This is a genomic window from Pseudomonas sp. B21-028 (assembly GCF_024749045.1).
Taxonomy (GTDB): domain Bacteria; phylum Pseudomonadota; class Gammaproteobacteria; order Pseudomonadales; family Pseudomonadaceae; genus Aquipseudomonas.
Genome location: NZ_CP087184.1, coordinates 1,261,657 through 1,284,203, shown reverse-complemented (window position 1 = coordinate 1,284,203; position 22,547 = coordinate 1,261,657). Strand labels below are relative to the sequence as shown.

20 protein-coding genes are annotated in these 22,547 nt (G+C 62.7%); 3 read left to right on the top strand and 17 right to left on the bottom strand.

Going from position 1 to position 22,547, the window contains the following annotated elements; genetic code table 11:
* Positions 1-285: 285 nt before the first annotated feature.
* The 3 genes from tsaB to ppc form a co-directional block, all read right to left on the bottom strand.
* Complete coding sequence (gene tsaB, locus LOY35_RS05710) at positions 286-963, bottom strand: tRNA (adenosine(37)-N6)-threonylcarbamoyltransferase complex dimerization subunit type 1 TsaB (RefSeq protein ID WP_258631314.1); 678 nt, start codon at positions 961-963, stop codon at positions 286-288.
* 94 nt (positions 964-1,057) lie between these two features.
* Complete coding sequence (gene adk, locus LOY35_RS05705) at positions 1,058-1,708, bottom strand: adenylate kinase (protein WP_258631313.1); 651 nt, start codon at positions 1,706-1,708, stop codon at positions 1,058-1,060.
* Positions 1,709-1,998: 290 nt separating this feature from the next.
* Complete coding sequence (gene ppc, locus LOY35_RS05700; RefSeq protein WP_258631312.1) at positions 1,999-4,629, bottom strand: phosphoenolpyruvate carboxylase; 2,631 nt, start codon at positions 4,627-4,629, stop codon at positions 1,999-2,001.
* Between the two features lie 191 nt (positions 4,630-4,820).
* On the opposite strand from ppc, the gene LOY35_RS05695 reads away from it, so the two are divergent.
* From LOY35_RS05695 to LOY35_RS05685, 3 genes are all read left to right on the top strand, one after another.
* Positions 4,821-5,165 carry a hypothetical protein gene (locus LOY35_RS05695; protein WP_047702093.1) on the top strand — a complete coding sequence of 115 codons (345 nt, stop codon included), beginning with the start codon at positions 4,821-4,823 and terminating at the stop codon, positions 5,163-5,165.
* 274 nt (positions 5,166-5,439) lie between these two features.
* A complete protein-coding gene (locus LOY35_RS05690) occupies positions 5,440-5,853 on the top strand; it encodes a DUF4398 domain-containing protein (RefSeq protein WP_041024801.1) in 414 nt (137 codons plus the stop codon).
* 48 nt (positions 5,854-5,901) lie between these two features.
* Positions 5,902-6,693, top strand: a complete 792-nt coding sequence (locus LOY35_RS05685) for an OmpA family protein (protein WP_258631311.1) — start codon at positions 5,902-5,904, stop codon at positions 6,691-6,693.
* A gap of 184 nt (positions 6,694-6,877) precedes the next feature.
* Here the strand turns inward: LOY35_RS05685 and LOY35_RS05680 are convergent, their stop codons facing one another.
* The 14 genes from LOY35_RS05680 to LOY35_RS05615 form a co-directional block, all read right to left on the bottom strand.
* On the bottom strand, positions 6,878-7,207 hold the full coding sequence (locus LOY35_RS05680; protein WP_175385115.1) for a hypothetical protein: 330 nt from the start codon (positions 7,205-7,207) through the stop codon (positions 6,878-6,880).
* Positions 7,204-8,109, bottom strand: a complete 906-nt coding sequence (locus tag LOY35_RS05675; RefSeq protein WP_258631308.1) for an alpha/beta hydrolase — start codon at positions 8,107-8,109, stop codon at positions 7,204-7,206. The genes LOY35_RS05680 and LOY35_RS05675 overlap by 4 nt, the downstream gene beginning before the upstream one ends.
* Positions 8,110-8,255: 146 nt before the next feature.
* Complete coding sequence (locus LOY35_RS05670) at positions 8,256-9,533, bottom strand: flavohemoglobin expression-modulating QEGLA motif protein (protein ID WP_258631307.1); 1,278 nt, start codon at positions 9,531-9,533, stop codon at positions 8,256-8,258.
* 52 nt (positions 9,534-9,585) lie between these two features.
* Positions 9,586-10,137 carry a hypothetical protein gene (locus LOY35_RS05665; RefSeq protein ID WP_258631306.1) on the bottom strand — a complete coding sequence of 184 codons (552 nt, stop codon included), beginning with the start codon at positions 10,135-10,137 and terminating at the stop codon, positions 9,586-9,588.
* A 162-nt stretch (positions 10,138-10,299) separates the two neighbouring features.
* Positions 10,300-11,004 (bottom strand): TetR/AcrR family transcriptional regulator, encoded by a 705-nt coding sequence (locus LOY35_RS05660; RefSeq protein ID WP_408981247.1) that lies wholly within the window; start codon positions 11,002-11,004, stop codon positions 10,300-10,302.
* A 113-nt stretch (positions 11,005-11,117) separates the two neighbouring features.
* Positions 11,118-12,620, bottom strand: a complete 1,503-nt coding sequence (gene lysS, locus LOY35_RS05655; RefSeq protein ID WP_041024807.1) for a lysine--tRNA ligase — start codon at positions 12,618-12,620, stop codon at positions 11,118-11,120.
* Between the two features lie 108 nt (positions 12,621-12,728).
* Positions 12,729-13,824, bottom strand: a protein-coding gene (prfB, locus tag LOY35_RS05650) for a peptide chain release factor 2 (RefSeq protein ID WP_156996976.1) whose coding sequence is annotated in 2 segments (ribosomal slippage) — positions 12,729-13,751 and positions 13,753-13,824 — 1,095 coding nt in all. Because the reading frame shifts where the segments join, the coding sequence is not laid out codon by codon here.
* Between the two features lie 285 nt (positions 13,825-14,109).
* The gene (locus LOY35_RS05645) at positions 14,110-15,111 is read right to left on the bottom strand and encodes a PleD family two-component system response regulator (protein WP_258631303.1); all 1,002 of its coding nucleotides are present in this window, start codon (positions 15,109-15,111) and stop codon (positions 14,110-14,112) included.
* Positions 15,112-15,156: 45 nt separating this feature from the next.
* Entirely contained in the window at positions 15,157-16,167 is a 1,011-nt protein-coding gene (locus tag LOY35_RS05640; protein ID WP_258631302.1) for a chemotaxis response regulator protein-glutamate methylesterase, read from the bottom strand.
* Positions 16,164-18,422, bottom strand: coding sequence for a hybrid sensor histidine kinase/response regulator (locus tag LOY35_RS05635; protein ID WP_258631300.1), 2,259 nt, complete (start codon positions 18,420-18,422; stop codon positions 16,164-16,166). The genes LOY35_RS05640 and LOY35_RS05635 overlap by 4 nt, the downstream gene beginning before the upstream one ends.
* On the bottom strand, positions 18,419-19,090 hold the full coding sequence (locus LOY35_RS05630) for a chemotaxis protein CheW (protein ID WP_258631299.1): 672 nt from the start codon (positions 19,088-19,090) through the stop codon (positions 18,419-18,421). Before LOY35_RS05630 ends, LOY35_RS05635 begins: the two co-directional genes overlap by 4 nt.
* Positions 19,087-20,352 carry a CheR family methyltransferase gene (locus tag LOY35_RS05625; RefSeq protein ID WP_258631298.1) on the bottom strand — a complete coding sequence of 422 codons (1,266 nt, stop codon included), beginning with the start codon at positions 20,350-20,352 and terminating at the stop codon, positions 19,087-19,089. Before LOY35_RS05625 ends, LOY35_RS05630 begins: the two co-directional genes overlap by 4 nt.
* Positions 20,349-20,885: a chemotaxis protein CheW gene (locus tag LOY35_RS05620; RefSeq protein WP_258631297.1), complete on the bottom strand. Its 537-nt coding sequence runs from the start codon at positions 20,883-20,885 to the stop codon at positions 20,349-20,351. The genes LOY35_RS05625 and LOY35_RS05620 overlap by 4 nt, the downstream gene beginning before the upstream one ends.
* Positions 20,885-22,507, bottom strand: coding sequence for a methyl-accepting chemotaxis protein (locus tag LOY35_RS05615; protein ID WP_258631296.1), 1,623 nt, complete (start codon positions 22,505-22,507; stop codon positions 20,885-20,887). The genes LOY35_RS05620 and LOY35_RS05615 overlap by 1 nt, the downstream gene beginning before the upstream one ends.
* Between the last annotated feature and the right edge of the window lie 40 nt (positions 22,508-22,547).

Sequence of the window (22,547 nt, the reverse complement as noted above, 5' to 3'; positions counted from 1 at the left end):
CAGAATGCTCAGTATCAATGATGGCAATTTAGCGGCACTTTCCCAGCCGCGCAAATGCGCAAGTGATAACTAGAACACATAAAGTCGAAAAGGTTTAAAAACCGGGCAAAAAAATGACGACTGGCAATATTGCATGTGACTTTGGGGCTGTTGAATGATTGTGGCGAGGGGATTCATCCCCGCTGGGCGCGTAGCGCCCCCGGCATGAATTGTGTCGACCATCCATCTGGCGAGCGCTACGCACTCGAGCGGGGGTAAATCCCCTCGCCACAACTTTGCCCGCAGTTATCGTTCAGACTTGGGCGTGGCGACCTTGTCCCGCAGGTACACCGGCTGGGCGTCGTCGGCCGGGATGGCTTCGCCGCGCTCCCAGGCGAAACGGGCCAGGGTCAACAGGTCTTCGGCGTGGGGCAGCAGGCCGGCGTCCTGGCCGCTGAGATTGACGGCGATGCGCTCGCCATAGCCCCAACCGGTACCGGCGCCAAACCACTCACCCGTCGCATCGGTCGGCAAAGCCGCTACCTCGGGCGGCAGCACGGCTTCGGCACCCACCAAACGCATCTCGCCAGCGATTGCGCGGTAGCAGCCCCAGTACACCTCGTCCATGCGTGCGTCGATGGCCGCGGCCACCTGCTGGGCGCCGTGTTCACGCAAGGCACGCTGGGCCAGCACCGCCAGGTTCGACACCGGCAACACCGGGCGCTCCAGCGCGAACGCCAGCCCCTGCACGACGCCGATGGCGATGCGTACACCGGTGAAGGCCCCCGGGCCACGACCAAAGGCAATCGCATCCACAGCCTGCAAGGTGGTACCGGCATCGCTGAGCAACTGCTGGATCATCGGCAACAGTTTCTGGGCGTGCAGGCGTGGAATCACCTCGTAATGGCTCGTGACCTTGCCGTCGTGCAGCAGGGCAACGGAGCAAGCTTCGGTCGCGGTGTCCAGGGCCAGCAAGGTGCTCATCGATGTGTCCGTCAATCAGGGGGAAAAAAGGGGCGCCAGTATAAACAACTACGGCCCGCAAGCGGGCCGTAGTTGGTGCAACCGAGCAGACTTTTCAGCTCAGCGCTTCAAGCACCTTGCCGGTGATCGCATCGACCGTGCCGACGCCCGGGATGTGGCTGTACTTGGGCTTGCCACCGGTCTTGGCGGATAGCTTCTGGTAGAAGTCCACCAGCGGCTTGGTCTGGGAATGGTAGACCGACAGGCGATGACGCACGGTTTCTTCAGTGTCGTCCTTGCGCTGCACCAGCTCTTCACCGGTGAGGTCGTCCTTGCCAGCCACTTTCGGCGGGTTGTAGACGGTGTGGTAGACGCGGCCGGAAGGCTCGTGGACGCGGCGCCCGGCAATACGCTGGACGATCTCTTCGTCGTCGACGGCGATTTCAACGACGTGATCCAGCTCCACGCCAGCTTCCACCAGGGCTTCGGCCTGGGGAATGGTGCGCGGGAAACCGTCGAAAAGGAAGCCATTGGCGCAGTCTGATTGAGCGATGCGATCCTGGACCAGGGCAATGATCAGGTCATCCGACACCAGGCCGCCGGCATCCATGATGCTCTTGGCCTTGATGCCCAGCTCGGTGCCGGCCTTGACCGCTGCACGCAACATGTCGCCGGTGGAGATTTGCGGGATACCGAATTTTTCGGTGATGAACTTTGCCTGAGTACCTTTACCGGCCCCGGGAGCTCCCAGCAGAATGACGCGCATCGATGTGCTCCTCAATTTTTTATGTAAAACGCTCGGATTCGCCTCGTCGGGCCAATCTCGGAAAACTGGAATCGTGACCGCCCAAACGGCCAAAGGCTGATCAAGATACACAGCGGACCCGACCCACACAAGCCGCCGAAAGTCGGAGGAACCGGCGTTCGACGCGACCTTTGGAGGGGGTGGCGAGAGTCGCAACCGGGCACCAAACTCCCGCCTGACCGACCCGTTGCCATTCCCGCAAGGCACCGCCCGGCGATACCGGGCGAGCCGTTTCGAGGCGCCGCTTGAGCTTAGCCGGTGTTGCGCAATCCGGCGGCAATACCCGCCACAGACACCAGCAATGCTTGCTCCACGGGGCTGCCCTGGGCGACGTCCTGTTGCCGCGAGCGGGCCAGCAGTTCGGCCTGCAATAGGTGCAAGGGGTCGAGGTAGGTGTTGCGCAGGCGAATGAATTCGAGCGTCTCTGGGCTATGTGCCAGTAGTTGCGACTGCCCGGTCAACCCCAGCACCACGGAGCAAGCCTGCGACAATAGGTCGCGTAAATGCGCACCCAAAGGTCGCAATGCCGGCTCCACCAGACGCTCGTCGTAGGAGCGCGCAATATCGGCATCGGCCTTGGCCAGCACCATTTCCAGCATGTCGATGCGGGTACGGAAGAACGGCCATTGTTCGCGCATCTGCCCCAGCAACTCGCCCTCGCCCCGCTCCAGGGCCTTGCCCAGGGCGGTTTCCCAGCCGAGCCAGGCCGGCAGCATCAGGCGGGTCTGGGTCCAGCCGAAAATCCACGGGATCGCCCGCAGGCTTTCGATGCCACCGGCCCGGCGCTTGGCCGGTCGGCTGCCCAAGGGCAGGCGCCCCAATTCCTGCTCCGGGGTGGACTGACGGAAGTACTCGACGAACTGCGGGTTTTCCCGCACCACGGCACGGTAGGCATTGACGCCATCGGCCGCCAGTTCGTCCATCAGGTGTCGCCATTCGGGCGTGGGCGGCGGCGGTGGAAGCAAGGTCGCTTCGAGCACGGCCGCGAGGTACAGGTTGAGGTTCTGTTCGGCGATGTCCGGCAGGCCGAATTTGAAACGAATCATTTCGCCCTGCTCGGTGGTGCGGAAACGCCCCGCCACCGATCCCGGCGGCTGGGACAGAATCGCCGCGTGGGCCGGACCGCCGCCGCGGCCAACCGTGCCTCCACGGCCATGGAACAGCAGCAATTCGACCTGCTGCTCGCGACAGATCTCCACCAGCCGTTCCTGGGCCCGATACTGTGCCCAGGCCGCCGCGGTAGTGCCCGCGTCCTTGGCCGAATCGGAATAGCCGATCATCACTTCCTGGGGCCCATGGAGGCGTGCGCGATAGCCCGGCAGCAGCAACAGCCGCTCGATCACCGGCCCGGCGTTGTCCAGGTCGGCCAGGGTTTCGAACAGCGGCACCACCCGCATCGGCCGCAGCACACCGGCCTCCTTTAGCAACAGTTGTACCGCCAGCACATCGGAAGCCGCACCGGCCATGGAAATCACATAGGAACCCAGGGACGCCGCCGGCGCCGCCGCGACCTCCCGGCAGGTGGCCAGGACTTCCGCCGTATCGGCCGACGGCTTGAAGTTGGGCGGCAGCAGTGGCCGGCGATTATTCAGTTCGTCCAGCAAGAAGCCGATGCGCTGTTCCTCGCTCCACTCCTCATAGCGCCCCAACCCCAGGTAATCGGTGATTTCCGTCATGGCCGCAGTGTGTCGGGTCGAATCCTGGCGCACGTCGAGCCGCACCAGGAATAACCCGAAGGTCACCGCCCGGCGCAGGCAATCGAGCAGCGGTCCGTCGGCAATCACGCCCATGCCGCAGTCGTGCAGCGATTGGTAGCACAGCTCCAGGGGATCCAGCAGTTCGCGGTTGTTCTGCAACACCTCGGCGCTGGCCGGCGTGGTGGCTTTCAAGGATGCCTGGGCCCAGCTGCGCGTGGCGCGCAGCCGTTCGCGCAGTTGCTTGAGCACGGCGCGGTAGGGTTCGGCGCTGTCGCCGGCAAGGGCGCGCAAAGCCTCGCTGGCCTTCTGCATGGACAGGTCGGCGGCCAGTTGATCGACGTCGCGCAAATACAGGTCCGCCGCCATCCACCGCGCCAGCAACAGCACTTCACGGGTCACCGCCGCGGTGACATTCGGGTTGCCGTCGCGGTCACCGCCCATCCACGAAGCAAAACGAACCGGCGCCGCCTCCAGCGGTAGGCGCAGCCCGGTGGCGGCATGCAGGGCGTGGTCGGCCTTGCGCAGGTAATTGGGAATGGCCTGCCACAGCGAGTGCTCGATCACCGCGAAACCCCACTTGGCCTCGTCCACGGGGGTCGGCCGGGTGCGGCGGATTTCCTCGGTGTACCAGGCTTCGGCGATCAACCGTTGCAGGCGCTCGTGGATCTGCGCACGCTCGGCGCTGGTCAGGTCGCGGTGATCCTGAGCCGCCAGTTGTGCGGCGATGGCATCGTATTTCTGGATCAGGGTGCGGCGGGCGACTTCGGTGGGGTGGGCCGTGAGCACCAGCTCGATCTCCAGGCGCCCCAGTTGCCGCGCCAGGGACTCGGCGGCATGGCCTTCGGCGCGCAACCGGGCGAGCAACTCAGGCAACACACGCGCCTCGAATGGCGCTGGCTGCGACTCTTCGCGGCGGTGGATGAGCTGGTACTGCTCGGCAATATTCGCCAGGTTGAGGAACTGGTTGAACGCCCGCGCCACTGGTAGCAGTTCGTCTTCGCTCAACTGGTTGAGACTGGCACTGAGTTCGGCATCCACGGAGCCGCGTCGATCGGCCTTGGCGCCCTTGCGGATCTGCTCGATCTTGTCGAGAAACCTGTCCCCGTACTGTTCGCGGATGGTATTGCCCAGCAGCTCGCCGAGCAGGTGGACATCCTCGCGCAAGCGGGCATCGATATCGGTCATCAGCAGTTCTCCAGCAAAAAAGGTCCGGACAGCTCTTGGGTGAGACGTTCACAAGAGAGTGCCGATGCCAGCCACGTATGACAAGCGACGAAGGGTCTTTAAACCTTGTCGGACAAAGCTAGTCTCATCAGTAAGCCACACGACGGCTTGTCACTCACCATGCCTGCCACGAGCAGGTAAATGAGGCCATCATGAAAATCCGTGAGCTTGCCCAGCATTGGGAAGAGAACGCCAAGGGTCACCTGACCCAGACCGGCTACACCATCCACTTGGACATGGAAGCCGCCGCACGCCTCGCAGCGATCTGCGACATGTACCCCAAGCGCCAGCCCGAGGAACTGCTCGGCGAACTGATCGGCGCTGCCCTGGAGGAGCTGGAAGCGAGCTTCCCGTACATCAAGGGTTCCCAAGTGGTCGCCACTGATGAAGAAGGCGACCCGCTGTATGAAGACGTCGGCCCGACGCCGCGTTTTCTCGCCCTGTCCCGACGTCATTTGCATCAACTCAGTTCACAGAACGACAAGTCGAAACACTGACACATCCTCCGTTTCCATCTTGCCTCCAGCGCCGTAAGCGGCGCTGGAATACCGCTGCGCGCCAGGAAAGTTCAGCTTTTCCGCGCCTGACCGATAAGTCAGCAACGCTTTTTGGCGATTGGCCATCTTTGCTGAACTTTTGAAAAACGCCTCGGGTCACACCGAATAACCATGCTGGAACGGTTGTTTAAATAAACGCGCCTGGCATCAGCATCAAAACGGACGTCAAGGCTTCGGTTCCGGCATGGATTTGTAGTTTCCCAGGAGTTTTCCAATGGAGTTGAAGCCTATGAATACCTGCACTGCCAAACCCTCATTCAATGGCCTGCGTGGTCTGAAGTTGGCTGCCCTGGCCATCGGAAGCAGCTTCATCCTCGCAGGATGCGCCGGTAATCCACCTTCGGAGCAGTACGCCGTCACGCAATCGGCCGTCAACAGCGCCGTCAGCGCCGGCGGTACCGAATTCGCCGCGGTGGAAATGAAGTCGGCCCAGGACAAGCTCAAGCAAGCCGAGCTGGCCATGCACGACAAGAAATACGACGAAGCCAGGCGTCTGGCCGAACAGGCCGAGTGGGACGCCCGCGTCGCCGAACGCAAGGCCCAGGCCGCCAAAGCCGAACAGGCACTCAAGGACTCCCAGAAAGGGGTTCAGGAACTGCGTCAGGAAGGCATGAACAAGGTTCAGTAAGCCGTTCACGCCACGACGTACTTCTCATTGATAAAAGGACGACAGACTATGACGCACAAACATTTGATGATGCCCGCCCTGCTCGCGGCCTGCGTGGCCTTGGCCGCTTGCTCCCACGACCCGAACGTGAACCTGGAACAGGCCCGCACCAACTACAACGGCCTGCAAGCCGACCCGGCAGCGACCAAGGTGGCCGCGCTGGAAACCAAGGACGCCGCCGATTTCCTGGCTAAGGCCGACAAGGCTTATCTGGACCGGGAAGACGAAGCCAAGGTCGACCAACTGGCCTACCTGACCAACCAGCGCGTCGAAGTGGCCAAGCAGACCATTGCCCTGCGTACCGCCGAGATGGAGCTGAAGAACGCCGGCGACGAACGGGCCCGTGCCTTGCTCGACGCCCGCAACGCACAGATCAAGCAACTGCAGGACAGCCTCAACGCCAAGCAGACCGAACGCGGTACCCTGGTGACCTTCGGTGACGTGTTGTTCGCCACCAACAAGTCCGACCTGCGTTCCAGTGGCTTGGTCAACGTGAATAAACTGGCCCAGTTCCTCCAGGAAAACCCTGACCGCAAAGTAATCGTCGAGGGCTACACCGACAGCACCGGTTCGGACTCCTACAACCAGTCGCTGTCCGAGCGCCGCGCCAGCTCCGTGCGCACCGCCCTGGTAAAAATGGGCGTCGATCCAGCCCGCATCGTGACCCAGGGTTATGGCAAGGAATTCCCGGTGGCCGACAACAACAGCGTTTCGGGCCGCGCCATGAACCGTCGGGTGGAAGTCACCATCTCCAACGACAACCAGCCAGTGGCACCCCGCTCGAGCATGAGCGCCAACTGATCGCTTGAGTGCAACGAAAAAGCCCCGCCTGAACAACTCAGGCGGGGCTTTTTATCTGTCGAATATTTCCCCTTGTGGGAGCGAGCCTGCTCGCGATGGCGGAGTGTCAGTCAATACATGACTGACTGAACGGACGCCATCGCGAGCAGGCTCGCTCCCATAGGGACCATCGACATTCATGGCGTCACGGCTGTAGCTTCTGCGGCGTCTCCTGCCCCATGCAGCGCACCGCGCGTTTCTTTTCATTGACCAACACGCCCGTCAGGCCTTTCTGTTCGGTGTCAAACAGCACCAGCACGCCATCGATGCACTGGGCCACCTGAGGCGCGGGCTCCAGGGAAACCTTGTAGTCTTCGCCCGGCATGGTCTTGAGCATGGTGAACTCATTGAGCAACAGCGCATCCTCGGGCTTGGCGAAATGCAGGTAGCCGTAGTACCACAGCACCGCGACGGTGCCGAGGATGCTGCAGATACCGGTGATGATCAGGGGGATGGCGTTGCGTTCTTCGCTCATTGCGGGCTCTCTGGAGATTCAGCGGGTGATTTCGGGTAATTCGGGACTTCGCCCAGGCGGCGCAGCCCGTCGAAGTGTTGCGGGTCGTCGAGGTAGCGCAGCATCACGGTGCGCCAGACCGGGTCGGCGAACGTCTGCACATGCCCGCCACGGGTCAGTTGCAGGACCCGCGGCGGCGGCGCAGCTTGATACAGACGGATGCCGTTGGAAAGAGGCACGATGGGATCGTCGAGGCTGTGATAGATCAGTTTCGGCACGTCATTCAATTGCGCGATGGAGCCGATGGCGCTGTCGCCGTCGGGCACCAGCCAGGACAAGGGCACCTGGAAGGCCCAGGTCAGCCACGACGTGCTCAGGGCAAAACGTCCGACGTCGCGATAACTGGCGGGTACGCCGTCGAGTACCAGAGCCTTGAGTTGCTGCTGGCGCTGCGGGTGATCGACCAGGTAATGCACCGCCAGCGCGCCACCCAGGCTTTGGCCGAGCAGCACCAATGGTTTGCCCTGGACTTCCGGCGCCTGGTCGAGCCATTTGAATGCCGCGTCGAGGTCCTGGTAGATCGCCGGCAGGCTCGCCTCGCCTTCGGACAAGCCATAACCGCGATAATCCACCATCAGCACCTGATAGCCCTGCTCCGGCAGCCACCAGCTACCACCCAGGTGCCAGGCGAGGTTGCCGCCGTTACCGTGCAGATGCAGCACAGTGCCCTTGACCTCGACACCCTGCTTGACCGGCAGCCACCAGCCGTGGAGCTTCAAGCCATCGGCGGTGAGCAGGGTGACGTCACGGTATTCGAGCCGCACCCGCTCCGGGGTGAAGGGCTGGCCGCGTTCGGGGTAGAACAACAGCGAACTGCAACCGCTCAGGGCCAGCAGCAGGCAAAAGATGCCGAGGGTTCGCATCCGGTGAACCTCGTTGAATTTGAAGTTGAAACACAGTCCCTGTGGGAGCGAGCCTGCTCGCGATAGCGGTGCGTCAGTTAATGCACAGGTTCCTGACACACCGCTATCGCGAGCAGGCTCGCTCCCACAATTGGACAGTGAGATGTTTACAGGATATTGGAATAATCCGCTTCGATCCGGTCCAGGCTCAGATGGTTCAGGAAGTTGGAGAAACACATCCAGGCCGACAGTGCGTTCATGTCGCGGAACTGGTCGGGCAGGTACTTGGGCGGCACCACCAGGCCTTCGTCCACCAGTTGACGCAGGGTACGCATGTCCTCCAGGGTGGTTTTGCCGCAGAACAGCAGCGGCACCTGCTCCAGTTTGCCTTTACGCACGGCCAACTGAATGTAGTTGTAAACCATGATGAAGCCCTTGAGGTAGGACAAGTCTTTGGTGAATGGCAGACCGTTCGGCACCGAGCCACGGAATACCCGGCTGGCGTTGCCGTAGCTTTCCGCCATTTCAAAACCCTGCTCGCGGAAGAACTCGAAGACCTGCAGGAAGTCGGCCCCTTCCTCCACCATATGGATGGCGCGGGTGCGGTTGGTGAGTTTGCGCAGGCGACTCGGGTAGGAGGCAAACGTGATGATTTCCATCAGGATCGCCAGGCCTTCCTGGGTCACGGTGGACGAGGGCGGGCCCTTGGACAGGAATGTGCAGATCGGCTGGTTCAGGCCGTTGAGGGTCGTGCCGACGTGCACCAGGCCTTCATGGACCTCCAGAGCCCGCACGTCACGCTCGTTGAACATCGCATCGGCGCGGATCTTGATGTAGTCGGCACCCGCCGCCGCGTCCGCGACGATCCCGTCGGACTCGAACACCCGGATGGTTTCCTCGGCTTCGCCGAAGACCCGGTTGAGACGATGCTGCAGCAAGGCGACCGCTTCCTTGGCATTGAGGACCTTGGGCTCGCCCTTCAAATCGCCACGACCATCGATGTTGTTCAGGTAGTCCGATAGCATCAAGCCCAGGTCGGACAGGGTCGGGTCGCCGGCATGAAAGGCGTCTGAGGCGGCGCCGTAAAGCTCCTGCGAAATCAGCCCGAAGTCCTCGGTGCCGCGCGCTTCGAGCATGCGCACCACCATGCGGTATTCCTTGCACATGCGACGCATGATCTGGCCGACCGGGTTGAACTGCCCGAGCTGACGGGTAATGTCGCGCTCGATGTTCTGGAACTCCAGCTTGACCTTGCTCGAATCGAAGGACAACGGCCGGTTGAGGTAATACTCGCGGTCCACGGCAGGCGGTTCCTTGCCCTTGGCCTTGAGAAATCCCTTGCGGATGTTCTCGTCCCACTTCACCGCGTCGAGAATGCGAATCGGCGTTTGCGCCAGCACTATGCGATCGGACAAGGTGCGTATCGTCTGCTGGTAATCGTCCACCCGGAAACTCCTGTGAAAAACGTCCGCTTGCTGCTGTTATCGATGTCTGAGTCTATTGGGATTTGAGCCGCTGGTAACGCACGGCTTCCGAGAACACATCGGAATTGGCCGGATCGTCGAGGTAACTGAAGACCTTGCTCATGTCGCTGTCCACCAAAACCCCATCACCCTCCTCGCTCCGGTTCGGCTGGCCGCTGAGGATTTTCTGGCCGATGGCCTGGTTGATCTGCTCCATGTCCAAGTTGTAGACCACCAGTTCCTGCTTGTCGGTCAGCTCGAAACCGGCGATCACGAAATGCCCGCCGTACCGGGCCGGCACCTTGGCCGACAGATACCAGCGACTGCCGTGACGGGCAACGGTCAGGGGAATGGCTTCCCGCTCCTGGGGCCTGGCCCTGAAATAACTGATGGCCTGGTAGCGGTGCTTGCCGACTTTCGTCAGTTCCAGGTTCAGCGGCTCGCCCCAGGCATTGGTGCTGGTCCAGTGACCGAGCAAGCCCTTGGGCGCGGCCTCGGCATCGGGCAACGGCGCCTTGAAGGACACCAGGCAGCCGCTGAGCAGCAGCAACGACACGGCCATTACAACGGCACGCCAGGCTTTCATTGGAACTCCCTATGGCACTTGTGGCGAGGGTATTTATCCCCGCTGGGTTGCGCAGCAGCCCCAAAACTGGCGACTCAATCAAAATGACGCATTGAGTTAGCTGGTTTCAGGGCTGCTACGCGCCCCAGCGGGGATAAATCCCCTCGCCACAGGGGGCTGTGTTCAGACAGACGCCAAAACCAGGTGCATGTAGCGGGTCAAAATGCCGAGCATGTCTTCACCGGCGACCGGCTCGGCGCCATTGAGCAAGCCCTGATATTCCATCCGTCCGATAATCGCCGTCAACACTTTGGCATCCTGTTGCGGCTCACGAGAGCCTAATACCTGGAAAAACTGACACGTGCCATGCAGCAGGATCTGTTGGTGCGAGCGCACCAGTTCCGCCAGGCGCGGGTTGAGCAGTGCTTCCTGGCGGAAGGCCTGCTCGGCCATCAGGTAGTCGCGGCGGCTGTCCAGTTGATGTTGCACGTAATCAGCGGTCATCCGGGCAATGTCGTCCGCCAGTTGCGAACGGGATTCAGGGCTGCCGTCCCCGTACGCGACCATTTCCCGCAACACGCCTTCGTTGTTGGCCCACAGCTTGGCCATGAACGCCGCGCTACGCTCCACGTACTGGGCGAAGGTATCGGTGAGCAGGTCATCGATGTCCTTGAAATAGTACGTGGTGGCCGACAACGGTACGCCCGCTTCGGCGGCCACGGCCCGGTGTCGCACAGCCCGCACGCCATCGCGAACGACAATGCGCATGGCCGCATCGAGAATCTCCTGGCGACGCTGCTCACTGCCCTGTCGGCTCGCCTTGCGGCCCTGGTACTGAACACTTTCAGCGACTGCAGTGGCGACGCCCGCTGCACCTTCTGGAGACATTGCACGATTCACGACAGGTCTTTCCTCGCTATTTCAAAAGTAACCAATTGATACGTTTGTACCAGACAGGCAATAAAAAACCGCCCTTCCAGGCGGTTTTTTAATTGAAACACTTACGCTTGAGGCCGCATGTGCGGGAAGAGGATCACATCCCGGATCGACGGTGAGTTGGTCAGCAACATCACCAGGCGATCGATGCCGATCCCTTCGCCGGCCGTGGGCGGCATGCCGTACTCCAGGGCGCGCACGAAGTCGGCGTCGTAGTGCATGGCTTCGTCGTCGCCGGCGTCCTTGTCGGCCACCTGGGCCATGAAGCGCTCGGCCTGGTCCTCGGCGTCATTGAGCTCGGAGTAGGCGTTGGCGATTTCGCGGCCGCCGATGAACAACTCGAAGCGGTCGGTCACGTTCGGGTTCTCGTCGTTGCGACGAGCCAGCGGCGACACTTCGAACGGGTATTGGGTAATGAAGTGCGGCTGCTCCAGCTTGTGCTCCACCAGCTCTTCGAAAATCATCACCTGCAGCTTGCCCAGGCCTTCGAAGCCGAGCACCTTGGCGCCGGCCTTCTTGGCGATGGCACGGGCCTTGTCGATGTCGTTGAGGTCATCGGCGGTCAGCTCAGGGTTGTACTTGAGGATCGAGTCGAACACCGACAGCCGCACGAACGGCTCACCGAAGTGGAACACCTTGTCGCCGTACGGCACGTCGGTGGTCCCGAGCACAAGCTGCGCCAACTCGCGGAACAGTTCCTCGGTCAGGTCCATGTTGTCTTCGTAGTCGGCGTAGGCCTGGTAGAACTCAAGCATCGTGAACTCGGGGTTGTGCCGGGTCGAAACGCCTTCGTTACGGAAGTTGCGGTTGATCTCGAAGACTTTTTCAAACCCGCCGACCACCAGCCGCTTGAGGTAGAGCTCCGGCGCGATGCGCAGGAACATTTCCATGTCCAGGGCGTTGTGGTGGGTTTCGAACGGCTTGGCCGCCGCGCCGCCGGGGATGGTCTGCAGCATTGGCGTCTCGACTTCCAGGAAGTCGCGCTTCATCAGGAAGCTGCGGATGTGGGCGATCACCTGGGAGCGCACGCGGAACGTCTGGCGCACGTCTTCGTTGACGATCAGGTCGACGTAGCGCTGGCGGTAGCGCTGCTCGGTGTCGGTCAGGCCGTGATGCTTGTCCGGCAACGGGCGCAGGGATTTGGTCAGCAGGCGCACGCTGGTCATTTCGACGTACAGGTCACCTTTGCCGGAACGGGCCAGGGTGCCCTCGGCGGCGATGATGTCGCCCAGGTCCCAGGTCTTGACGGCGGCCAGGGTTTCTTCCGGCAGGGTCTTGCGGTTGACGTAGACCTGGATGCGACCGGTCATGTCCTGGATCACCAGGAACGAACCACGGTCGAGCATGATACGACCGGCCACCTTGACTGGAATCGCCGCCTCGGCCAGCTCTTCCTTGGTCTTGTCCGCGTACTTCTTCTGCAAGGCGTCGCAGTAGGCGTCGCGGCGGAAGTCGTTGGGGAAGGCCTGGCCCTTGTTGCGCTCGGCAGCAAGCTTTTCCTTGCGCAGGGCGATCAGGGAGTTTTCTTCCTGTTGCAGGGCTTGCGGGTCGAGTTCTAGGTCGCTCATGTCTTTAAGGATTCCATCACAGGTTCGTTGCCCCTGGCCCCGGGGCCAGAGTTTGCCGGCGGGCCGCGCTTTCGCAAAAGCGTGCCCGCCCGCCGCATGGGTGTCGCGTTACAGCCCTTGTTTGAGGCTCGCTTCCAGGTATTCGTCGATGTCGCCGTCCAGCACCTTGTCGCAGTCGCTGCGTTCGATATTGGTACGCAGGTCCTTGATGCGGGAAGCGTCGAGCACGTACGAGCGGATCTGGTGACCCCAGCCGATGTCCGACTTGGTGTCCTCCAGCGCCTGGGACGCCGCGTTGCGCTTCTGCACTTCCTGCTCGTACAGGCGCGCGCGGAGCATCTTCATCGCGGTGTCTTTGTTGGCGTGCTGGGAACGCTCGTTCTGGCAACTGACCACGGTGTTGGTCGGTACGTGGGTGATCCGTACGGCCGAGTCGGTGGTGTTGACGTGCTGGCCACCGGCACCCGAAGAACGGTAGGTGTCGATGCGCAGGTCCGCCGGGTTGATCTCGATTTCGATGTTGTCATCGATTTCCGGCGATACGAACACTGCCGAGAACGAGGTGTGCCGACGGTTGCCGGAGTCGAACGGGCTCTTGCGCACCAGGCGGTGCACGCCGATTTCGGTACGCAGCCAGCCAAAGGCGTATTCGCCCTTGATGTGCACGGTAGCGCCCTTGATCCCGGCGACTTCACCGGCCGACAGTTCCATGATGGTCGCGTCGAAACCGCGTTTGTCGGCCCAGCGCAGGTACATGCGCAGCAGGATGTTGGCCCAGTCCTGGGCTTCAGTGCCGCCGGAACCGGCCTGGATGTCCAGGTAGGCGTTGTTCATGTCCATCTCGCCGCTGAACATGCGGCGGAATTCCAGCTTGGCCAGGGCCTCGTCGAGACGCGTCAGCTCGGCGACGACATCGCCGACCGCGCCTTCGTCGTTTTCTTCGACAGCCATGTCCAGCAGGTCGCGGCAATCGGCCAGGCCGCTGGATAATTCATCCAGGGTCTCGACGATCTGCGCCAGCGCAGAACGCTCGCGGCCCAGCTCCTGGGCGTACGAAGGGTTGTTCCAGACACTCGGATCTTCAAGCTCGCGGTTGACCTCGGTCAGACGCTCATGCTTTTGATCGTAGTCAAAGATACCCCCGAATAGTTTCGGAGCGCTCGGACAGGTCCTTGATGGTGTTAAGGATCGGGTTGATTTCCATGGCGGGCAGCACTCGTTGGCGAACTTTTGAAAGCCGGCGAGTATAACGTAATCAAGCGCCGACGGCAGCCCGCCTGGCGGCTTGGGAGGTAATGAGATTCAACGCAGCTCCCACAGGCAACACAGACCTGTGGCGAGGGGATTTATCCCCGTTGGGCTGCACAGCAGCCCCAAAATAGCCAACTCGATCTGCCAGGCGCACCGAGCTGTCGGATTTCAGGGCCGCTACGCGCCCCAGCGGGGATAAATCCCCTCGCCACAAAAAGCCTTTTTGTTGCCTTGGGATTTACTCGATGCCCACCCGGTTACGCCCATTGTGCTTGGCCATGTACAACCCCTTGTCCGCCGCTGAAATCAGTTGCCGGCTGTCGCCGCCCTGTTGCGGGGTGATGGTCGAGACACCGACGCTGACAGTCAGGCTCGCGCCCTCCTCGGGTACGGTGTGGGGGATTTTCAGGGCGACCACGCTCTGGCGCAGTTTTTCGGCCATCAACCGGGCGCCGCCGGGCGAGGTGCCGGGCAGCACCAAGGCAAACTCCTCGCCGCCGTAGCGGGCCGGCAGATCGGACGGGCGGCTGCAGGCTTCACGGATCGCCGTGGCGACCTTGCGCAGGGCTTCGTCACCTTCCAGGTGGCCGAAGTTGTCGTTGTAGGACTTGAAGTAGTCCACGTCGATCATCAACAGCGACAGCTGGGACTGGTCCCGCATCGCCCGTCGCCACTCCAGCTCCAGGTATTCGTCGAAGTGCCGGCGATTGGACAACCCGGTCAGGCCATCGGAGTTCATCAAGCGTTGCAGCACCAGGTTGGTGTCGAGCAGTTGCTGCTGGCTGACCCGCAGGGCACGGTAGGCCGCGTCGCGCTGCAACAGCATGGTGTAGGACCGCGAGTGATAGCGGATACGCGCCACCAGCTCGATGTTGTCCGGCAACTTGACCAGGTAATCGTTGGCTCCGGCGGCAAACGCCGCGCTCTTGACCAGCGGGTCTTCCTTGGTGGACAGGACGATGATCGGAATGTCGCGGGTGGCCGGATGGTTACGGTATTCGCGCACCAGGCTCAGGCCGTCGAGGCCTGGCATCACCAGGTCCTGCAGAATAACTGTCGGTTTGATGCGAATCGCATGGGCGATGGCCTGATGAGGGTCGGAGCAGAAGTGGAAATCGATATTCTCTTCATTCGACAGCCCGCGCCGAACCGCCTCGCCGATCATTGCCTGGTCGTCGACAAGCAAGACCATGGCGGCATTCTCATCGCTCTTGTAATCGCCGAGCTGTAATTCATTCATGGTGGCTCACCTGAGTGCGGCTTTGGCCAGGACTGCTGAGGGTTGTCATCTGGAAAAAATCTCTATCAACCGTGGCGCCATGTTGTTCAGCGCTAGAATCTGCGCAGCCGCATCAATGGCCGCCGCCGCCTTGGGCATGCCGTACACCGCGCTGCTCTGCTGGTCCTGGGCAATGGTCACATAGCCTTGCTCGCGCATGAGTTTAAGCCCCTGTGCCCCGTCACGGCCCATGCCGGTGAGCAAAATACCCACTGCGTCGCCATTCCAGAAACTCGCGACGCTTTCAAAGAACACGTCGATGGAGGGCCGATAGATCTCGTTCACCGGTTCGGCCGTGTAGGCCAGGGTGCCGTCCTTCAACAGACGCAAATGGTGGTTGGTGCCGGCGAGCAACACCGTGCCACTTTGTGGCGGTTCGCCGTGTCGTGCCAGGCGAACCTTGTGGCCCGACGCACTGCTCAGCCATTCGGCCATGCCAGCGGCAAACACCTCATCCACATGCTGGACCAGTACGATGGCCGGGGCGAAGTGCAGCGGCAGGCCCTTGAGCAAAACCTCCAGCGCGGCCGGCCCGCCGGCCGAAGAGCCGATGGCCACCAGGCCTTTACGGGACGCGGCGGGACGCGGCGCAGTCGGTGTGCCTCGTGCACGATTGGCACGCTCGCCGATCAGCCAGCCGATGTTGGTGATCTTGCGCAGCAACGGTGCCGCCGCATCTTCGGGATTACCCACACCCAAGGCCGGCGTGTCGACCACGTCCAGTGCGCCATGGCCCATGGCTTCGAATACCCGGTGGACGTTCTGCTGGCTGTCACCGGTGACGATCACGATGGCGCAGGGTGTTTCGGTCATGATCCGTCGGGTGGCCTCCACACCATCCATGACCGGCATGAACAGGTCCATCAGGATCAGGTCCGGGGTATGTTCAGCGCAACGCTGCACCGCCTCTGCCCCGTTTGCGGCAACCCAGGCCACCTGATGCGCCGGCTCGAACGCCAGTGCGCGGCGCAGGGCCTCGACTGCCAGGGGCATGTCATTGACGATGGCAATTTTCAAGCGCGAGCGCCTCCGATGAGTTCGACCACGGCATCGAGCAAGGCGTCGTCATGGAAACTCGCCTTCGCCAGATAATAGTCGGCTCCGGCGTCCAGGCCACGGCGGCGATCTTCTTCACGGTCCTTGTAGGACACCACCATCACCGGCAGCGACTGCAAGCGATTGTCGCGGCGCAACAGCGACACCAGTTCGATACCGTCCATGCGCGGCATGTCGATGTCGGTGATCAACAAGTCGAAATCCTCCGAACGCAACGCGTTCCAACCATCCATGCCATCCACCGCCACGGCCACGTCGTAGCCGCGCCCCTGCAACAGCTTGCGTTGCAACTCACGCACGGTCAGCGAATCATCCACCACCAGGATCCGCTTGCGCGGTGCCTGGGCCTGATTCTGGCGGGCGATGCGCTCCAGGCGTCCGGTATCGAGCAGCTTGTCCACCGAACGCAGCAGGTCTTCGACATCGACGATCAACACCACCGAGCCATCGTCCAGCAAGGCCCCCGCGGAAATGTCCTGGACCTTGCCCAGGCGCTCGTCCAGCGGCAGGACCACCAGGGTCCTTTCGCCGATGAAACGCTCCACCGCCACGCCGTAGATCGCTTCGCGCTCGCGGATAACCACCACCTTGAGGTGTTGGCCGCTGTCCTGCGTTGCCGGGCGATTGAGCAACTGGCTGGCCGCGACCAGCCCAACGTGCCGGCCTTCGTGCCAGAAGTGCTGTCGCCCCTCGACCTGCACGATGTCTTCCGGCGCCAGGTCGCACATGCGTTCGATATGAGCCAGGGGAAAGGCATAGGCTTCATCACCAACCGCCACCACCAGACTGCGCACCACCGAAAGCGTCAGTGGCACCTCGAGGTGGAAACGGCTGCCTTCGCCCGCCACCTGCTCCAATACCACCGCGCCGCGCAATTGCCGGACCATGTGCTGGACCGCATCCAGGCCGACCCCGCGCCCGGACACTTCGGTGACCTTGTCCCGCAGGCTGAAGCCGGGCAGGAACAGGAACGTCAGCAGCTCCTCTTCACTCAGGCTGGCGGCGGTCTGTTCGGGAGACAGCCCGCGCTCGACGACACTGCGCCGCACGCGCTCAAGGTCGACGCCCGCGCCATCGTCCGCCAGCTCCAGCACCAGCAGACCGGCCTGATGGGAGGCGCGCAAGCGGATCAGGCCTTCGGCGGGCTTGCCGGCCAGCAGCCGTTGTTCCGGGGTTTCGATGCCATGGTCCACGGCATTGCGCAGCAGATGGGTCAGCGGCGCTTCGAGTTTTTCCAGCACATCACGGTCGACCTGGGTTTTCTCGCCCTCGATTTCGAGGCGCACCTGTTTTCCCAGGCTACGGCCCAGGTCCCGCACCATCCGCGCCTGGCCCGACAGCACATCCGCGAACGGCCGCATGCGACAGGCCAGCGCCGTGTCGTACAACACCTGCGCCCGTTGGCTGGCCTGCCAGGCGAACTCGTCCAGCTCGGCGGTTTTCTGCGCCAGCAACTGCTGGGTTTCGGCCAGCAGGCGGCGGGCATCGCCAAGGGCTTCCTGGGCCTGCAGGCTCAGGGCGTGGTCCTTGAGGTGGACGTTCAACTCTTCCAGGGCGCGCAAGCCATTGCTCTGTTGGCGCTTGAGCCGTTGCATCGTTGTCAGCCAGGGCTTGAGGCGCTGGGTTTCCACCAGGGATTTGCTCGACAGATCCAACAAGCTGTTGAGCCGTTCGGCAGTGACCCGCAGCACCCGCTCGCCACCTTCGGCGACCCGCTTGCCCTTCGAGGGCGCTTGCGCCAGCGCGACCGGCTCCGGCGGTTCGACGGGGGCGGGCTCCGCGGGCATCTCGATCTTCGGCGGTGTCGCGACCGGCGCCGGTGTCGCGGCGGGATCAAGCAAACGCCCCATCAGCGCCACGTAGCCATCGACGTCGGCCGCGCCGACGCTGTTGCCCGGCGTGGCGATGCGCGTCAACAGATCGGTGCCTTGCAACAAGGCATCGATGTATTCGGCGCCCAGGACCAGGCGACGCTCCTGGGCACTGACCAGACAATCCTCCATGACGTGAGCCACGCTGACCCCGGCATCCACGCCGACGATCCGCGCCGCCCCCTTGAGGGAATGGGCCGCGCGCATGCACGACTCAAGAGAGTCGGCCTGGGTCGGATCACGCTCCAAGGCCAGCAGACCGGCGCTCAGCACTTGGGTCTGGGCCTCGGCTTCCAGGCTGAACAGCTCCAGCAACGAGGCGTCGCGCATCTGATCTGGGGTCATGACAGGCTCCGGGTCACGGCGGACAATAGTTGTTCCTCATCCAGCCAACGCAGGCTGCGACCTTTGTAATGCAATACGCCATGGGTGTATTTGCCACCGGACTGCGAGGCCGTCTCCAGGATGCGTTCGTCGATGGCATGGATACCATCCACCTCGTCCACCGGCACCACCACGGGACCGCCCTGGGCCGCGACGATCAACATGCGCGGCATGACTCGCCCGCCCGCCGCTGTTGTCGAGCCGGGCTCCAGCCCCAGCAGTTCGACCAGCGACAGGCAGGCCACCAGCGCACCGCGCACATTCACCACCCCCAGCAAGGCACGAGAGCGCTGGTGCGGCAACGAATGGATCGGCTGCAACGGCGCCACTTCCACCAGGCTGCGGGTGGTCAGGGCCAGCCACTCTTCTCCCAGGCGGAACATCAGCAACGAGCGCGTCGCTACATCCATGTCCATAGGGGCATAGGCCAGCTCCCGGTCGTCCTGCTGCAAGGCATAGCGGTCCAGCAAGCGCGTGGCGGCGGCCGAATACACCGAACAGTTGCGGCAGTGGATATGCTCGGCCAGCAACGGGCAGGATTTGTCACCCTGCACGCCGATGCGGTTCCAGCAGTCGTCGATTGCCTGGGTGTCGTCATGGATGACGTTAGGGAAAGCCGAACCGATCATCGTTTACGCTCACTGTCAGCCAAGCGTCCGCTGCGGGCGGCGCGTTCCTGCAATCGACGGGCCCCGGCCGCGTCTCCCTGGGAAGCCAGTAGCGCCGCCAGATGCACCAGGGCCTCTGCGTGTTGCGGCTCAAGATAAAGCGCCTTGCGATAAAATCCCTGGGCTTCGAGCGCACTGCCGGCCATGTCGCTGAGCAGGCCCAGCCAATAGAATACCTGGGCGTTGGGCGCGTGGCTGCGCAAGTATTGCTCGCAGGCCGCTCGGGCCTCGGCGCTGTTGCCGCCGTTGGCCTGGGCGGCGATGCTGGCGAGCAAGGTGGCGGCGTCACTGCTTTTCGGTTCGACAATCGGCGTCACGCTCGCCATGAACGGGCGGGGACGAACCGCGGGGGAAACGACACGGGGCGATGCCTGGAGAATCGGCAACGGCGTGGGCATCAGGGCTGGCAACGGTTGGGGATCCGGAGCGCCCTGGCGGCTGAAGGCGAATGACTGGGCAGCCCCGATCGAGCGCATGCCCAGCCGTCCGAGCAGACTGCCCTCGGCGGGGCCGATGAACAGCACGCCGTCCTGATGGGTCAGGCGCTTGAGCACCTCGAACACCACTCGCTGGGTCGGCTGGTCGAAATAGATCAGCAAGTTGCGACAGAACACAAAATCATAGGGCGCTTCATTCGCCAGCAGTGCCGGGTCCAGCAGGTTACCCACTTGCAGGCGCACCTGTTCGCGCACCCGCTCGCTGAGGCGATAGCCCTCCCCGTCGAGGGTGAAATGCCGCTCGCGAAAACCGAGGTCCGCCCCTCGGAACGAATTCCTGCCGTAACGTGCCCCCCTGGCTCGCTCTATCGACAGAGGGCTGACGTCCAGCCCGTCGACCTTGAATTGATGAGGCTCCAGGCCCGCATCGAGCAAGGCCATGGCGATGGAGTAAGGCTCCTCGCCGGTGGAGCACGGCAGACTGAGGATGCGCAGGGCGCGCAAGTGCCTGATTTCGGCCAGCCGCCTGACGGCCAGCCGGGCGAGAGTCGCGAAGGACTCCGGGTAGCGGAAGAACCAGGTCTCCGGGACAATCACCGCTTCGATCAGCGCTTGCTGCTCCTGGGTCGATGCCTGCAGGCTGTGCCAATACTCATCGGCGGTTCGCCCAGGTACGGCGATGATGCGCTGGCGCACGGCGCGTTCGATGATGGCGGTGCCGACGGAGGTGACATCCAGACCGATGCGCTCCTTGAGGAAATCGAAAAAACGCTGGTCGCTGTTCATGGCCCTGCCTCAACGCCATCGAGGCTCAACGGCGGCGTGGGAAACAGCAAGGCGCGGACCGATTCGTCGAGCAGGTCATTGACCCGCACCCATTGCAGCAGCCCTTGGGCATCTTCGCGCACCGGGCCCAGGTACGGCGCCTGCCGGTTGTCCAGGCCATAAGGCTGGAACTCCAGCGGATCGCAGCGCAACGTGTCGGTGGCCTGCTCCAGGATCAACCCCAGCACCTGCCCCGGCAGGTGCTCGTCGGGCCGGTAATGCACCAGCACCAACCGCGTACTGGTACGGGCTTCGGCACGTTGGCCAAAGGCCAGGCTGCACAGGTCGATCACCGGCACCACTGTCCCGCGCCAGGCGAACACTCCCGCCACCCAGGCAGGCGCCCGGGCGATCGGCTTGAGCGGCAGGCGTGGCAGCACCTCCACCACGTCGATGGCTTGCAGGGCATAGCGCTCGTTGCCGATGCAAAACATCAGGAACAGGGTTTGACGGGCCACCGGAGCGGCGCCACGCCTGGCCTCGAATTCGCCCATCAGACTTTGAAACGCGAAACGCCGCCACGCAGCCCCACGGCTACCTGGCTCAGCTCGTCGATGGCCGAACTGGCCTGACGCAAGGACTCCACGGTCTGGCTGCTGGCATCGCCCAACTGCACCAGCGCATGGTTGATCTGTTCGGCCCCGGTGGCCTGGGCCTGCATACCCTCATTGACCATCAGCACCCGCGGCGCCAGCGCCTGGACCTGATGGATGATTTGCGATAGCTGTTCACCGACCTGCTGCACCTCGGCCATGCCGCGGCGGACCTCTTCGGAGAACTTGTCCATGCCCATCACACCGGCGGACACGGCGGACTGGATTTCGCGCACCATCTGCTCGATGTCATAGGTGGCGACCGCCGTCTGGTCGGCCAGGCGGCGTACCTCGGTGGCGACCACGGCGAAGCCACGACCGTACTCGCCGGCCTTCTCGGCTTCGATGGCGGCGTTGAGGGACAACAGGTTGGTCTGGTCGGCCACCTTGACGATGGTGACCACCACCTGGTTGATGTTGCCGGCCTTCTCGTTGAGGATCGCCAGCTTGGCATTCACCAGGTCGGCGGCGCCCATTACCGAATGCATGGTTTCCTCCATGCGTGCGAGGCCTTGCTGACCGGAACCGGCTGCCACCGAGGCCTGGTCGGCGGCGGAGGAGACTTCGGTCATGGTGCGCACCAGGTCGCGGGAGGTCGCGGCAATCTCGCGAGAGGTGGCGCCGATCTCCGTGGTCGTGGCGGCGGTTTCCGTGGCCGTGGCCTGTTGCTGGCGGGAGGTGGCGGCGATCTCGGTCACCGACGTGGTGACTTGCACCGACGAGCGCTGGGCCTGGGACACCAGGGATGTCAGCTCGGCCATCATGTCGTTGAAGCCGGTTTCCACTGCGCCGAATTCATCTTTGCGCGCCAGGTTCAGGCGTCCGCTCAGGTCGCCGCTGCGCATGACCTCAAGAATTTCCACAATGCGATTCATCGGCGCCATGATTGCGCGCATCAGCAACAGCCCGCAGAGAACGGCAACGATTATCGCGACGAGAAATGACAGGCCCATGGCGACCTTGGCTGCCGCCACGGCATCATCGATGGTCCCGGTGGCCTGTTCCGCCAGTTCACGATTGCGCTCGATGATGTGGTTCAGGTGCGTGCGCCCACCGATCCAGGCAGGCGTCAGCTCTTTGTCCAGTGCCTGTCGCGCGCCTTCGTAATCCTTGCGCTGATAGAGGTCGAGCACTTTCGCCATGGCCTGGTTGAACGCCTGGTGATTGGTTTCGAATTCATCGAAGGAGGCTTGGTCGGCCGGGTTCTGGATCAGCTTTTGATAGTTCTGTATTTCTTCACGCAGATGCTGCTCGAAGCCCTGGTAGCGGGCCTTGTCCTCGGCGGTGATTTCCCGGTTGCCCGAGAGGCCGACGATCTGCTGGGTCAGGACGTAGTTATCGACCCAGCCCCCGCGAATCATGGAGCTGTAATACACCCCTGGCACCGCATCGGTACGTACCCGCTCTTCACTGTCCTGGATCTTCAACAACCGCGAATACGAGACCACCACCATCAGCAGCATGATGGCGATGATCACCGCAAAACTCGCCAGGATGCGTTGGCGCAACGTCCAGTTCTTCACAGTAAAACCTCGGAGGACTTCGAAATGCCGGGGAGTATAG